This window comes from Paraburkholderia kururiensis JCM 10599 = LMG 19447, assembly GCF_003986935.1.
Lineage (GTDB): Bacteria > Pseudomonadota > Gammaproteobacteria > Burkholderiales > Burkholderiaceae > Paraburkholderia > Paraburkholderia kururiensis.
In genome coordinates, this window is sequence record NZ_RJZE01000020.1 from 1 (window position 1) to 13,474 (window position 13,474).

General features: G+C 63.9%; 17 protein-coding genes and 1 tRNA gene. 8 read left to right on the forward strand and 10 right to left on the reverse strand.

Annotation, left to right across the window (positions count from 1 at the left end; translation table 11 throughout):
• Positions 1 to 116 precede the first annotated feature (116 nt).
• Together PKKP23_RS22860 and PKKP23_RS22865 are read left to right on the forward strand one after the other, a co-directional pair.
• Positions 117 to 482 (forward strand): glycoside hydrolase family 3 N-terminal domain-containing protein, encoded by a 366-nt coding sequence (locus tag PKKP23_RS22860; protein WP_126878545.1) that lies wholly within the window; start codon positions 117 to 119, stop codon positions 480 to 482.
• A gap of 74 nt (positions 483 to 556) precedes the next feature.
• On the forward strand, positions 557 to 748 hold the full coding sequence (locus tag PKKP23_RS22865; RefSeq protein WP_126878546.1) for a hypothetical protein: 192 nt from the start codon (positions 557 to 559) through the stop codon (positions 746 to 748).
• Between the two features lie 19 nt (positions 749 to 767).
• On the opposite strand, the gene PKKP23_RS22870 is transcribed toward PKKP23_RS22865, so the two are convergent.
• The 6 genes from PKKP23_RS22870 to PKKP23_RS22895 form a co-directional block, all read right to left on the reverse strand.
• The gene (locus tag PKKP23_RS22870; protein WP_126878547.1) at positions 768 to 1,289 is read right to left on the reverse strand and encodes a hypothetical protein; all 522 of its coding nucleotides are present in this window, start codon (positions 1,287 to 1,289) and stop codon (positions 768 to 770) included.
• Positions 1,290 to 1,530: 241 nt separating this feature from the next.
• Positions 1,531 to 1,606: transfer RNA gene (locus tag PKKP23_RS22875), tRNA-Ala, on the reverse strand.
• Between the two features lie 125 nt (positions 1,607 to 1,731).
• Positions 1,732 to 2,025 (reverse strand): c-type cytochrome, encoded by a 294-nt coding sequence (locus tag PKKP23_RS22880; protein ID WP_240659111.1) that lies wholly within the window; start codon positions 2,023 to 2,025, stop codon positions 1,732 to 1,734.
• A gap of 74 nt (positions 2,026 to 2,099) precedes the next feature.
• Entirely contained in the window at positions 2,100 to 2,906 is an 807-nt protein-coding gene (locus tag PKKP23_RS22885; protein ID WP_026120974.1) for a BON domain-containing protein, read from the reverse strand.
• Positions 2,907 to 2,926: 20 nt separating this feature from the next.
• On the reverse strand, positions 2,927 to 3,514 hold the full coding sequence (locus tag PKKP23_RS22890; protein ID WP_126878548.1) for an SIS domain-containing protein: 588 nt from the start codon (positions 3,512 to 3,514) through the stop codon (positions 2,927 to 2,929).
• Positions 3,515 to 3,607: 93 nt separating this feature from the next.
• On the reverse strand, positions 3,608 to 4,042 hold the full coding sequence (locus PKKP23_RS22895) for a YraN family protein (protein WP_126878645.1): 435 nt from the start codon (positions 4,040 to 4,042) through the stop codon (positions 3,608 to 3,610).
• A gap of 37 nt (positions 4,043 to 4,079) precedes the next feature.
• On the opposite strand from PKKP23_RS22895, the gene rsmI reads away from it, so the two are divergent.
• A complete protein-coding gene (gene rsmI / locus PKKP23_RS22900) occupies positions 4,080 to 4,955 on the forward strand; it encodes a 16S rRNA (cytidine(1402)-2'-O)-methyltransferase (protein ID WP_126878549.1) in 876 nt (291 codons plus the stop codon).
• Between the two features lie 204 nt (positions 4,956 to 5,159).
• On the opposite strand, the gene PKKP23_RS22905 is transcribed toward rsmI, so the two are convergent.
• Entirely contained in the window at positions 5,160 to 5,768 is a 609-nt protein-coding gene (locus PKKP23_RS22905) for a septal ring lytic transglycosylase RlpA family protein (protein WP_026120972.1), read from the reverse strand.
• A gap of 818 nt (positions 5,769 to 6,586) precedes the next feature.
• Here PKKP23_RS22905 and PKKP23_RS22910 point away from each other — a divergent pair.
• From PKKP23_RS22910 to PKKP23_RS22920, 3 genes are all read left to right on the forward strand, one after another.
• Complete coding sequence (locus tag PKKP23_RS22910) at positions 6,587 to 7,243, forward strand: MBL fold metallo-hydrolase (RefSeq protein ID WP_126878550.1); 657 nt, start codon at positions 6,587 to 6,589, stop codon at positions 7,241 to 7,243.
• Positions 7,240 to 7,896, forward strand: a complete 657-nt coding sequence (locus tag PKKP23_RS22915) for a 3'-5' exonuclease family protein (protein WP_126878551.1) — start codon at positions 7,240 to 7,242, stop codon at positions 7,894 to 7,896. Before PKKP23_RS22910 ends, PKKP23_RS22915 begins: the two co-directional genes overlap by 4 nt.
• 118 nt (positions 7,897 to 8,014) lie before the next feature.
• Positions 8,015 to 8,473, forward strand: a complete 459-nt coding sequence (locus PKKP23_RS22920; RefSeq protein ID WP_006050474.1) for an Lrp/AsnC family transcriptional regulator — start codon at positions 8,015 to 8,017, stop codon at positions 8,471 to 8,473.
• A gap of 12 nt (positions 8,474 to 8,485) precedes the next feature.
• Here PKKP23_RS22920 and PKKP23_RS22925 read toward each other — a convergent pair whose 3' ends face one another.
• Positions 8,486 to 9,766, reverse strand: coding sequence for a cation diffusion facilitator family transporter (locus tag PKKP23_RS22925; protein WP_017772445.1), 1,281 nt, complete (start codon positions 9,764 to 9,766; stop codon positions 8,486 to 8,488).
• Positions 9,767 to 10,034: 268 nt separating this feature from the next.
• Positions 10,035 to 10,331 (reverse strand): H-NS histone family protein, encoded by a 297-nt coding sequence (locus PKKP23_RS22930; RefSeq protein ID WP_017772444.1) that lies wholly within the window; start codon positions 10,329 to 10,331, stop codon positions 10,035 to 10,037.
• A 23-nt stretch (positions 10,332 to 10,354) separates the two neighbouring features.
• On the opposite strand from PKKP23_RS22930, the gene PKKP23_RS22935 reads away from it, so the two are divergent.
• On the forward strand, positions 10,355 to 10,606 hold the full coding sequence (locus PKKP23_RS22935; protein ID WP_126878552.1) for a hypothetical protein: 252 nt from the start codon (positions 10,355 to 10,357) through the stop codon (positions 10,604 to 10,606).
• Between the two features lie 116 nt (positions 10,607 to 10,722).
• On the opposite strand, the gene PKKP23_RS22940 is transcribed toward PKKP23_RS22935, so the two are convergent.
• Positions 10,723 to 11,388: a HugZ family pyridoxamine 5'-phosphate oxidase gene (locus PKKP23_RS22940; protein ID WP_126878553.1), complete on the reverse strand. Its 666-nt coding sequence runs from the start codon at positions 11,386 to 11,388 to the stop codon at positions 10,723 to 10,725.
• A 209-nt stretch (positions 11,389 to 11,597) separates the two neighbouring features.
• Here PKKP23_RS22940 and PKKP23_RS22945 point away from each other — a divergent pair, with 209 nt between their 5' ends.
• Positions 11,598 to 12,809, forward strand: coding sequence for an MFS transporter (locus PKKP23_RS22945; protein WP_126878554.1), 1,212 nt, complete (start codon positions 11,598 to 11,600; stop codon positions 12,807 to 12,809).
• Positions 12,810 to 13,474: the final 665 nt, after the last annotated feature.

The window sequence follows — 13,474 nt, forward strand, 5'->3', positions numbered from 1 at the left end:
GTCGGCCCTTGCGGTTCGATGATCGCGCATTCCGTGTGTCCAAAGTAGTCCCCACCACTTGAAGTAACGGGCATCACTTTGGACACAGGCTTCAGCTCTGTCCATGCGGCCATCAAATGACGCATACGATTGTCATGCTGTCGAACCGGATTTATCCGAGCGTGTCGCCCCTGCCCGCAGTGCTCGATCCGGTTTACGCCCAACACTTGCGCGCGGCAGGCTTCAAGGGGCTCGTGATCAGTGACGCGATTTGGGAGATTTCGAACCGACCTGTGACGGTCGTTCAGGCGCTCAAAAGCGTAGACATCGTCTTGCTTCCATCGCCGCGACAGGTCAACGAAGCGATTCCCGTGATCCTGGAAGCACTCCGGACGGGCCAACTCAACGCAGCGGACATGCGAGCGAAACTGGACCTAGTGGCGGGGTTTAAAGCGGCGGCGCTGGCCAGGCGGGAGCCGTTGCTGGTGGACATTCTGCATTGACGGCCGCTGGCGGCGCTGCCACGCGACCGATGTGCCGCTGTAGAATCCACCGTCAAAGCTTCAGAGCTCGAATCATGGAGTACCGCGTCAGTTACGAACACAGCCTGGCCAGCGCACCGGACGATTACATCGTCAACGTGCCATCGCAACTGGTCGATGATGTCCCAGCGAACATCCCTCGCGCGTTGCTCCCCGAGTACATCGCGGACCTGATCCGGCAGCGCTCTCCACAGATCGGTAAGACCCGATCGCTGCGCATCCTGTAAGAGCCGCCAGGCCGGCGCCCTAGATTCGGGGACCGCGCGGACCTTTTTCCCGGTTTGGCAGTACCGTCACACCGGCTTTGGCCAAGGCTTCGTCCGCCGCCGCTCGCAGATCCGCTGCCTCGGCCTGTTGGTGATCGCGCCACCAGTCGTCGAGCGCATGCTCAAGTTGAACGGCGAACGCCATGCCCATGCGCTTCAACCTTTCCGCACGCATGGCGTTGGTCGGCCGTCCTGTTCGCGCTGCTTTGTCCGACGACCGAGCTTGGCGCACCTGGACCGGTAGCGCAGGCGGAAGCGGCTCCGGCTCCGGCTCCGACTCCGGCTCCTTGCCGTCGATCCAGTCGGCCACCAGCTTGATCGAGAAAACCCACACCTTGCCCAGTTTGCGGCCACGAATGGGGAACGATCCTCGTGCAAGGCGGTTGCGAATCGACGCGTCGGCCCATTTGTTCGACTGCCCCAAGGCCTGGGCGATTTGTGGGATCGTGAGCACCGCAGCACCCTGTGCGATTTCCTCGAGCCGTTCTTCTGTGGTCTTCATAGCGCTGGGATGGAACCGATGCGAGATTGTAGCGCACGCCAGATTGCGCCTGCGCCGCGCCAAAGCTGGTACCGGGTCGCGGAGAGGGCCGTCCGGAGGGGCTTTCAGCCCCAAAAGCCGGGGAAAATCTGGGGAAAATGCACCGTGTTTTTGCGTGTTTTACCGTGGTGCAACGTGGTGCTGGCAATCCGGCCCTGAAATGAAAAAAGCCTTGATTAACAAGGCTTTTTTCGGTTTCCGTTGGTGGAGCGGAGGAGGATCGAACTCCCGACCTTCGCATTGCGAACGCGACGCTCTCCCAGCTGAGCTACCGCCCCAACGAAGCTGCGATTCTAGCACAAGCGATTAGCGGTTTGCCAAGCGCTGCGGCCACGCGTAGCACGCGACCCCCAAAACAAGCGGCGGAGAAACCGCGGACCACCGCCAAACATCCAGACGACCCTCACTTCTCCGGCGCCCCCGCCAACACCCACGCCACCACAGTCCGAATGTCCGCGTCGCTCATGCGCGGATGCGAAGGCATCGGAATGGCGCCCCACACGCCGGAGCCGCCGTCCTTGACCTTCTGCGCCAGCTTCGCCGGCGCCGCGGCGTCGCCCTTGTATTTCGCTGCGATCTGCTGGAACGATGGCCCCACCAGTTTGCGGTCCACAGCGTGGCAACCCATGCATGCATTGCTACGCGCCACCACGAGCCCAGCCGGCGTGTCGGCTGCACGGGCAGCGGTCACCGTCATCGATAAACCGAGCACTACGCCTGCGCCCAACAGTCCAGCCAGGCGTTTCCACGAACCCATACCAGCGATGCCCATCATTTCGGCGCCGTCACAGTCCCGGGTTGAGCGGGGGACGAATTCGTCACCGGTGCAGGTGCTTGCTGGTCGAGCGGCCGGGCACTCACGGACGAATCCGGCACGGCACCCGTGGTTGCATCGCTCGAGGTTGCCGGGGCACTCGCCGCACCCGGCGCGCTGGCACCGGACTGCGACGCTGCGGCGTTCAGTGCAGCAGCCTCCTGCGGCTGGATGTACTGGTACACCTTCACCACCTGCACGACGCCCGGCACCTGGCTCGTCGCGGCGGCCGCAATGCCACCCTCTTCCTGCGTGACGAGCCCCATCAGGTAGACGATGCCGCGCTCGCTCACCACCTTGAAGTTGTTCGCGGAGATGTACTTCTCTGCGATCAGCGCTGTCTTCACGCGTCCTTCCAGGTAAGCGTCGTTCGAGCGCGACGAGAACGAACTGGCCGGCTGCACCGCCAGTTCGTTGACAACCGAATTGACGTTGTTGATGCCTCGCACGATGGTCTCGGCCTTCTGCTTCGACGCATCGTCGGGCACCTCACCCGTAATCAGCACGCGGCGATTGAACACGGCCACGTTGATGTGCGAGTCCTGCGGCAGGTTGTTGCTCAGTTGCGAGAGTGCCTTCACCTGAATCTCGCGGTCTTCGGTTTGCGTACCGACTGTGCGCCGATCGGTTGCAACCAGCGCGCCACCGCCCGCGGCCCCTGCGAGCGCGAGCACGCAGCCTTGCAAACCGGCCGCCAGCGCCGTGGCGAGCCCGATCGCGAGAGTGGTTCTCGCCAACGTATTCCTGATGCGGTGTCCGCTCATCAACTACTTCTCCTCGAATGTCAGTCTTCGCCAAGCAGCATCGCGTCGATGCCGTCGCACAGACAATGAATGGTCAGCAAGTGAACTTCGTGCACGCGTGCGACCCGCGCAGACGGCACGCCAATGTGAATGTCGGTGTCTGCGAGCGCTTCCACGACCTTCGCGCCGCCGCTGCCCGTAAGCGCAACGACGATCATCTCGCGCTCGTGTGCGTCGTCGATGGCGGCGAGCACGGTGGCCGGCTCGTCGGACGTCGTGATCGCGAGCAGCACGTCGCCGGGCTGGCCGAGTACGCGCAACTGTTTCGCGAAGAGCTGGTTCAGCGCCTCTTCGGTCGCCATCGTGGCGAGCGCGCTTGCGTCGGTGGAAAGCGCGACTGCGGGCAGGCCCGGACGCTCGCGTTCGAAGCGGTCGATCAAGCTGGCAGCGAAGTACCGCGCCTGCGCCGACGACCCGCCGTCGCCGCACGCGATGATCTTGTTGCCATTCGCGAGCGCGGCGAAGATCGTGTCGACAGCCGCGGCGATCGGCATGGCCAGCGCCTCCAGTGCCTCGAGTTGAACAGCGGCGCTGTCGCGAAAGAGTTGTTGAATACGTTCGACTGACATCGAGTTTCTATCTGGTACTGCGTGGTGTCGCGGGAACTTGCCGCGTAGGCGTCCGCAAGTTTATCGCACTCGGGCCCGCGAAAAGCGCCGTTTTCAGGTGCCATCTGCACGAAACGCGTCGCGTATCCAGATCAGGCGTCCTGCCTCGAACGCCACGACGTCGAACCGGCAGCACGACGTCGCGCCTTGCCGCAACGCCAGAAAAAACTGTGCAGCATGCACGATGCGCTGCCGCTTCTGCCAGCCGATGCTCGCCGCCGCGCCGCCATACCGGCGCGATGCCCGCGCCCGCACTTCGACAAACACCAGCGTGCCGTCCGGCTCGCGCATCACCAGATCGATTTCCCCGCCGCGGCACGTCACGTTGCGTGCGACGAAGCGCAGTCGCTGGCGGCGCAGGAAATCGAGGGCAAGCGTTTCGAACGTGGCACCGAGCTTCTTCGACTCATGCCTGCGCGAAAAGTTGTCGTCGCGGCCCGCGTTCTCGCCGGCGCGCGCGGTCTGTGGCTGATGCCCTGCATGGCACAATGTCGGCCTCGTTCCCTTCGCCTGCGTGTTCTGACTCATGATCCCTCTCTCCGAACTCGCACAAGCACAGCAGTACCCCGCCGCCGCGCTGTACGTGGTGGCCACGCCCATCGGCAACACGGCCGACATCACACTGCGCGCGCTGCACGTGCTCGGACTCGTAGACCGCATCGCCGCCGAAGACACGCGCAACACAGGGCAGTTGCTTTCCCGCTATGGCATCTCGAAGCCGTTGCTCGCTGTGCATGAGCACAACGAGCGCGAGGCCGCGCAGCGCGTTATCGAACACCTGCGCGCGGGCGAGCGTGTGGCGTACGTCTCCGACGCGGGCACGCCAGGCATTTCAGACCCCGGCGCCAAGCTGGTCGACGCAGTACGTGCGGCGGGCTTTGCCGTAGTGCCGCTGCCGGGCGCAAGCGCACTCGCCACAGCGCTTTCGGTGGCAGGCGACTGGGCTGGAACGTTCACGTTTCTCGGCTTCCTGCCGACCAAGGCGAAGCAACGGACCTCTGCGCTGCAATCGCTCGCGTCACATTCGCACGCGATGGTGTTCTACGAGGCGCCGCACCGTGTGGTCGAAACCGTCCAGGCACTCGCCGATGCATTCGGGGGCGAGCGCAGGCTGCTGATCGCCCGTGAGTTGACCAAGTTACATGAGGCCGTTCACTGCTGCACCCTGGCCGAAGGGCCAGCGTGGCTTGCCGCCGATCCGAACCGGCAGCGCGGCGAATTCGTTCTGGTGGTGGAAGGGGCGCCCGCGCAGCCTTCAGGCGGTGCAGCGGATCATGACGCGCTATTGCGTACGCTGCTGGACGAACTGCCGGTGAAAGGCGCGGCGAAGGTGGCCGCGGCGCTCACAGGTGCATCGCGCAACGATCTGTATGCGCGAGCGCTGGAACTCAAGGAAGGTTAGCGGCGCGCGGCGCGGCGGCTTTGGGCCCGAGTGGGCCTGAGGCGCGTGCGGAACGTGCTCTAGCGGACATCACCAACAACACCCGCCGTCGCAAGACACGGCGCAATGAGCAGCAACACCGGTTGAATCGAGCCGCAGCGAAAAAGAAGCGGGCCGCACAAGCGGCCCGTCTGTCGTCGGCAATCGCCGTCCGGCGTGAAAGGATTAGCGGTTAGGCGCGTTTTCCGCCAGCATCTCGGCGCGAGCTTCCCGGGCTTCCTGCTGCGTGAGCCCTTCGATCTGCACGCGCGCCGTGCCTGCGTTCTGAACGCCAAGCACCTTCGCCGCCGCGAAGGAGAGATCGATCACACGGCCGCGCATGTACGGGCCGCGGTCGTTGATCTTCACCACCACAAACTTCGACGTCCCCGGCAGGCTCACACGCACGTACGACCCGAGCGGCAACGTGCGGTGCGCGGCGGTCAGCGCGTGCATGTCGTAGCGTTCGCCGCTCGCCGTACGGCGGCCATGGAAGAAGCGGCCGTACCACGACGCGCGTCCCGTCTGCCGGAAGTTGGAGACGTTGGGACCGTCCGTCAGCGGCTCGGCGTCCGCGAGCGAGCTCTTGCCGGCACTGGCGTCGGACGCCGCAATGTTGTGGTCGAACGCTGCGCCAAAGCTCTGCGGCGCCGTGGATTGCGTGCCGTTGCGGGCGTCGGTGCGAACCGGCGTACCGTTGTTCGCCTGAGTTGCCGGGCCCGGAGGCATCGCACAGCCGGTCAGAATCGCAAAGGCGACAAGACTCCCGAACTGTCGAGATCGTCCAGATTTCATAAATTTGCCATCACTAGTGCGAAGCCGCGCCACGCGTTGGACACATGGCTGGATGCGGCTTCGGCGGCCACAGGCACGACAAGACGCTCGCGCATGACGAGAGCGCGTCGAGGCCCGGATGCAGCGTATTCGCCGCGAACCGCTCAGTTATCTTCCACGTCTGGCACAACCTGTCCCCGGCAGCCTGACCAGACACCAAACGTCGCCATCGAGCGCGAATGAACAGCGCTCTGGCGCACCCGCAACCGGCGGCACGCAGGAACGGCGACGTAGGCCCCATCCAGCGTCACGGCAGCTAGGCCGTTGTCAGGCGCGCGACGCCTGGCTGGACAAGACGTGTGGCAACGAACGAAGTCGATGCCGGATTTGCTAATCGCGTTGATGCAGAATCGCGGCGACAGCACTTGCTTGACAGCGATCTGGAAGCCCTTTCAAAAGGGTCCACATCGCTACGAGAGCGCACGGCTTCCGTGCGTAATGGGCCGCATTATACCCAAAACGATTCGGTGTCATCCCCGCGGGTCAAAAAACGTGACATTTTTTTACTATTGGGTTCGTACGATTCATTGCTGCGCCGCACTCTGTAACCGCCCGTAACCGCCTTCGGCAGGCGAGTGCGTAAGGCTTACTGGAAGTGCGCAATGGCCGGTCCCCAGCCCTGCGCGGCAGTACTCGCCGACGCGCCTGGCCTGATGGCCAACTCTCCCCCGCTCACACATACGGCCCAGGCGGCAGACAGTCGCCCCCGGTACAATCCGAATCTTTGCGGCCACGTTCCTGAATCGTTCGTATAGGCCACGCCTCTTCCCACGTTCGCCATGAAAGTCACGCTGATCCCTGTCACCCCGTTCCAGCAGAACTGCTCGCTGCTTGTCTGCGAAGCCACGGGGCGCGCCGCCGTGGTGGACCCGGGCGGCGACCTGGATGTCATCCAGCGCGAAGTCGAGCGCCAGCAGGTCACGGTCGAAAAGGTGCTGCTCACGCACGGCCACATCGACCACTGCGCGGGCGCGAAGACGCTTGCCGATCATTACGGCGTGCCGATCGAAGGGCCGCACGAAGACGAGCGTTTCTGGATCGAGAAGCTGCCCGACCAGAGCACGCGTTTCGGCTTCCCCGCAGCGCAGGCTTTCGAGCCGAACCGCTGGCTTCACGACGGCGATACCGTGCAGTTCGGCGACGAAACGCTCGAGGTCTATCACTGCCCAGGACACACGCCAGGGCATGTGGTGTTTTTCAGCCGCAAGCATCGTGTCGCCATCGTGGGCGACGTGCTGTTCGCAGGATCGATTGGTCGCACGGATTTTCCCCGCGGCAACCACGCCGACCTGATCCGTTCCATCCGCGAGAAGCTCTGGCCGCTCGGCGACGATGTCACGTTCGTGCCCGGCCACGGTCCTGTCTCGACGTTCGGTGAAGAGCGCCGCACGAATCCATATGTGGCGGACCACGCGATTGGCGGGGTGGCCCAATGAGCAGCACAGAGGAAATCTACGTCAGCACGGACGTGGAAGCGGACGGGCCCATCCCGGGGCCTCATTCGATGCTGAGCTTCGCCTCGGCCGCCTACACCGCGGACAAGCGCCTCGTCGCCACGTTCTCCGCCAATCTGGAGTTGCTGGAGGGCGCGGCGCCGCACCCTGTGCAGGCCGCGTGGTGGGAAACGCAGCCCGAAGCGTGGGCCGCGTGCCGCACGAACCTGCGCAAGCCGGAAGAGGCCCTCGCGGCCTATGTGGAATGGGTCGAGGCGTTGCCGGGCAAGCCGGTGTTCGTGGCCATGCCGGCGGGCTTCGATTTCACCTTCATGTTCTGGTACATGATGCGTTTCGCCGGCCGCTGCCCGTTCTCGTGGTCGGCGCTCGACATCAAAACGCTCGCGTTCGCCATGACCGGGCTGCCGTATCGCAAGTGCATCAAGCCGCGCTTCCCGAAGCACTGGTTCGACGATCATCCGCACACGCACGTCGCACTGGACGACGCTATCGAGCAAGGCGCGCTCTTCTGCAACATGCTGGCCGAATTGCGCCGCGGCGCCGTGCCCGAGGCGCCCGAAATGGGCGGCAAAGCGGACGCAAGCGGAAAGATTGACCGCCCCGCAGCGCCCACGGCGTCCGGCGCGACAGAATAAAACGCCGAGTGCCGGTGCCCAATCCAGGCAAATCTCGCTCACCAGGGGTCGCCTTGATTGCGTTTCGTTTTTCCCGCCTCTAACATGCAGGGACACGGCGACGCAAACGGAGGCGCAGTTGACACTCGATACGTTCTCTCAAAAAATCCTGCGCCTGCTTCAGCTCGATGCGCGCCGATCGGTCCAGGAAATTTCGGACCAGGTGGGCCTCTCGAGCACGCCCTGCTGGCGGCGCATCAAGGACATGGAACAGTCGGGCGTGATCCAGCGTTACACCGCGCTGCTCGATCGCGAGAAACTCGGCCTGCACGTCTGCGCACTCGCGCATATTCATCTGACGCGCCATACGGAAGGCGGCGTCGAACAGTTCGAGCGGGAAATCGCCACCTGCCCCGAAGTGACCGAGTGCTACAGCACCACAGGCGAGTCCGATTACATCCTGAAAATCGTGGCGCCCGACATCAAGGCCTACGACACCTTCCTCCACGAACGCATCTTCAAGATTCCAGCGGTCGCCCAGGTCCGCACGAGCGTCGTGCTGCGGGAAATCAAGTTCGATACGCAACTGCCGTTGTGACGGCGTCGCGCTTCAGCGCGTGCCGTGCGGCACAGACTCCTTCTTCTCAGCCGAAGATTGAACCGGCTTTCGGCCTTCGTTGGCGTCTTGCCGTCGGGCATCGGCTGCTGCGCCGGCGCTGCCGGTAGCCGTCGCCGTGGCTTGCATGGACAGACGCACGTCGAGCCTGCGTGCTCCCAGCCGGCGCCGCAATGCGTCCAGATCGAGCCGCTCGATGAACCTCGCGTCGGCCGGGTCATGCTCGCGGACATCGCGCTGTAACGTGACTTCGACGTCGAGCCCCGTGCTCAGGTAGTGCAGATTCACCGGGCCGGCCTTCGCGCCCTGTTCGCCGAGCGCCTCGTCCAGCTGGGCGAGCACCTGCTCGCGGGGCGGCAAGTTCACGGGCGGCCGCGCCACAGCGTCGTTTTCGGGATCGACGTGAATGAGCGCGTCGATCACGCGCGGGTCGGTGAGCACGCGCGCGCGGGCCGACTCGGCAATGTAGTGCCCCTCAGAAACCGAGATCAGCGGATCCACCAGGATGTGCGCATCCACCAGCGCGGAATCGCCCATCTTGCGCGTGCGCAGTTCGTGCACGTCGCGCACGCCTGGCGTGGCGAGCAGCAATTTGCGGATGTCCTCGGTGGCGGTTTCGTCGAGTGCGCGGTCCGAGAGATCCTGCAGCGCGTCCCAGCCGAACGTCCAACCCATGCGCGCCACCATGAAACCGACGATGGCAGCCGCAATCGGGTCGAGCAGCCGCACGCCGGCCACGCTGCCCACAATGCCGATCGCCACGACCAGCGACGACGCCGCGTCCGAGCGCGCGTGCCACGCATTGGCCACGAGCATGGCCGAACGCACGCGTTGGGCTTCGCGCAGCATGTAGCGGAAAAGCGCTTCCTTCGAAACGAGCACGAGCACCGCTACGGCGAGCGCGACCAGGTGCACGGGCGGAATTTCATCGAGGTTCGCGAGCCGGGTGCCGGCGCGCCACAGCATGCCGACACCCACCGCGATCAGCAGCGCCCCGAGAAACAGCGACGCGACGGTCTCGTAGCGGCTGTGTCCGTAGTTGTGGTCGGCATCGGGCTGTGCGCCGCTATGGCGGTTCGCGACCAGCACAACGAAATCGGAGATGAGATCGGCAAGCGAGTGAACGCCGTCGGCGACCAGCGCCTGGGAATGCGCGAACAGGCCCACGGCAATCTGCAGGACCACGAGGACCGAGTTGAGGGCGACGCTAACCAGCGTACTTTTGCGGGCGACGTCCTGCTTTTCCGCGATTTGGACGGTTGCGGCGTTGGGCATGATGCGATGGGAAGCGTGAGACCGGTTTATTTCGACGTGTGGCGCCATTGTACCGGCGTCATCGTGAAATTCCGTTGAAGAGCCTAAATTTCTCCTTTGGAATCAGTTGGTTATACAAACACGACGCATTCGCATTCCAGGCAGTTCCGGTTTCGTGAACGTCGCAATATGCAGTCCCGAAACATAAATAGAAAAGCCGCGCGCCCTAAACAGAGCGCGCGGCTTTCTTTAGACGGGACGCGCTCTGTGAAGAGCGGCCGTTTTACTACTAGATAAGGAACTTTTCGCGATCTTGGCCCGCAATCCAGCGCGGCGGCTTGCCACGACCCGACCACGTGCTACCGCTTTCCGGGTCGCGATACTTCGGCGCTACGCTTGCGCGTGAACGGCTTGCCGCCTTGGCCTGCTTACCGCGGCCGCCGCCGAGTTCAGCCAGCGTAATGCCGTAGTCGGCCATTTTCTGCTTGATCTCGTTGAGCACTTCCGCATATTCCCGCGCTTTGGCTTCTTCGATCTGCTTTTCCAGCTTCTCTCGCTGCGCGAGTAGTTCCTTGTAGGAAGACATAGGTTCCCTTGTGGTTTGGATAAATGGCTTCCAGTCTTGTGCCGGGTTTGCCGTTTGAAGGTTATCATGCCTCGGAATTTGCAGGCGAGATTAACACAAAATGGAAAGAACAGAAAAGATGCCAAGCCTCATTATTATTAATTTTTCTTTCACCAACTGCCGGGGGTTTCCCGTTCCGTAGCAACGGCTTTCGCGGGATGCAATTTCGTATTTTCCCGAAAAACTTCGTTGATCTACAAAAAAATATCGGACGAATTGCCGTTCGTGATAATTAAATGCAAGCTTCACAAAAAAACATTTCATCGCACGAGAGTTTCGCGGCGAAATGGTCATGCCGCGCCGGAAAAAAGTCCTACTTTATTGGTAAGGTCGGCGGCAAAGCAGCGGCAACTCAGGACATGGCGTGGCGCTCCACGCAGTCGGCAAGCGCCCCATGCAAGGATGTCGAATCCATCCTGGGCGCGTCGAAGACGAAGCGCGTACGGGTGCCGTCGATCCGCAGGTCCGCCCCGTAACGGTCGACGCCCATCAGTTCGAGGTTCGCGGCGCGCCGCGGATGATGCTCGAAGAAATGGATGAGTGCCGCTTCGTCTTCAGGGGCGAGCGGCGCGAGCGCATCGAGTTCGCTTCCGTCCAGCCAGCCCATCGCGCCGAATCCGCCGATATAACGCAGCCGCTCGATGTTCATCGTCCAGAACGTGAAATCGCCGAGCGCAAGATAGCGTTCAGCGGCCGGGTGATAGCGCAGGTAGCGCGCCACGAGTGCCGGCGCCGGCTCGACGGGCTCGAACACACCGAGCAGCGTGGCGCGCTGCCCTTCGAGCACGTCGCCGTCCACCGCGTGCGCCACGAGAAAACCGGCGCGCGGATCGGCATGCAGGTTGCGGGTATGCTCGGCCAGACCGCTCACGAGTATGGTGGGACGATGGCGTGAATCCGGTGCGAACGGCAAAACCGTCGGATAGGGGTACCCTTGCGGCTGCCGTGCATGGGTAGCCAGTGTGCCGATATTCACCTGATGCAGCAGATGCAACGGAGCGTGAGCGGGAATGTTCAAGTTCGCGTCCTCGTGGAACTGTCTGCGGTCCAATAACGCCGGTCCGCCGTTATCGGAATTATGCATGTTGGGCACCGGCCATTTGCGGGAACGCAGATGACATCGGTCGACCAGTTGCCATTCCACCCACAGCCGTCAGGGAAATAAAGCTTCGCTAGAATCGTCCTGCTTTCGATCCGCTTTCCCTTTTCTCTTCCCAGATCTTTCCCGTGTCCGATCAATCACCCGATTTCGCCGCCTTGCCTGCCGCGCATCGCAATCTTCCTGCCGCCGCGCGTAATCGGGCTCGCATTGCGACCATGGCACTGTTTTTCATTGCCGGGATGATGTACGCGTCCTGGGGCGTCCACGTGCCGACCGTGCGCGACCGCTTTCATCTGGACCCGGCGCATCTGTCGTATGCGCTCTTTGCCGTGGCGGGCGGATCGATCGCCGCGATGGCGACCAACGCGTCGTGGATCGCGCGCGTCGGCACGCGGCGCGCCTGTCTTGCGGGCGGTCTCGCCATGGCCGTGTGCGGCGCGCTCATTCTCGTCGTGCCGACGTATTGGCTGTTGCTGCCGGTGCTCGCGGGATTCGGGGTGGGCATGGCAACGCTCGACGTCGCCATGAACGCCGAAGCCAGTGCCGTGGAAAAGACGATGGGCCGGCCCATCATGTCGTCGCTGCACGGCATGTTCAGCGTGGGCGGCATGGCGGGTGCCGCCGTGGGCGGCGCGCTGCTCGCGCACGGCATGGCGCCGGCGCTGCACCTCGCGCTTGCCTCAGCGATCGTGACGCTCGTGCTGATTGCCGCGTGTCCCGCGGTGCTGCCTCACGTGCCGCACGCCGAGCATCCCGATTCGGCGACGCCGCGCGCGAACCGCTGGCGTTCGCCGGCGCTGTGGATGCTCGGTGCAATCGCCCTGATCGCGCTCGTTGCCGAAGGCGCCATGTACGACTGGGCCACGGTCTACATGCGGGACGTCGTGGTGTCGAGCCCGGCCGTCGCAAGCGCGGCGTATGCGGCGTTCTCGGGCGGCATGGCGGCGGCGCGCTTCGCCGGCGACGCCGTGCGCGCCCGCTTCGGCGCACCGCAACTCGTGATGGCGAGCGCCTCGCTCGCCTGTGTCGGAATGGTCGGTGCGCTGCTGCTGCCTTATCCGGTCACGGCGATGACAGGCTTCACGCTCATGGGCCTCGGTCTCGCGAACATGATGCCTGTCCTGTTCGCGGCGTCGACACGGGTGAATGGCATCCATGCGGCGGAGGGTCTCGCACACGTCGCCGGACTCGCCTATTTCGGTTTGCTGCTGGGGCCGGTGGTAATTGGCGGGGTCGCGCAGATCACGAACCTTTCGATCGGGCTTTCCGTGGTGGCGCTATGCGCGGCGCTCGTGGCCGCCGTCGCGCCGCGGGTTTTGCGGCGGCTCAAGGTGTGAGCGGCGGCGCGTTTTTCTCACGCGCGTTTCTTCACGCCGCTTTTCCCCCGCTTGTAGCCGACGATTCAGCGCAGGCGGGACGTCCCGTTGACGCGCCGGCGGGCTATGCCGAGCGCATCGCGCGTTACGTTACATCGGCCCCCCTCGCACCGATGTTCCGCCCCACACGACGGTGCGCCTCTTTTGCCTGCGCTTCGTTTCAAACCGCGTGGGCCTTGATTTTGCTGGACCTGTGCGCTCTCGGCGATCGGCCGCTCCAGATGGCATAGCGCTTGCAATCTGTCTCCCGCGAATTCCGATACGGGGGGCAAAAAAATGAATCAGACGTTCAAGCTGACGGCGATCGCGTTGTGCGTGTCGTCGATGGTCGCGCTGACAGGCTGCGGCACCACACTCGATACGCCCGCCAAGCCGGCGATTTCCGGCAGCACCGGCGCGGGGGCCGGGGCGGGACTGGGAGGCGGGGCAAGCGGTGGATCAGGGTCGGGGTCGGGGTCGGGGTCGGGGTCGGGGTCGGGGTCGGGGTCGGGGTCGGGGTCGGGCGGAGGGAGTGGTACGCCGACTCCGACTCCGACTCCGACTCCAACTCCGACTCCAACTCCGACTCCAACTCCGACTCCAACTCCGACTCCAACTCCAACTCCGACTCCAACTCCGACTCCAAC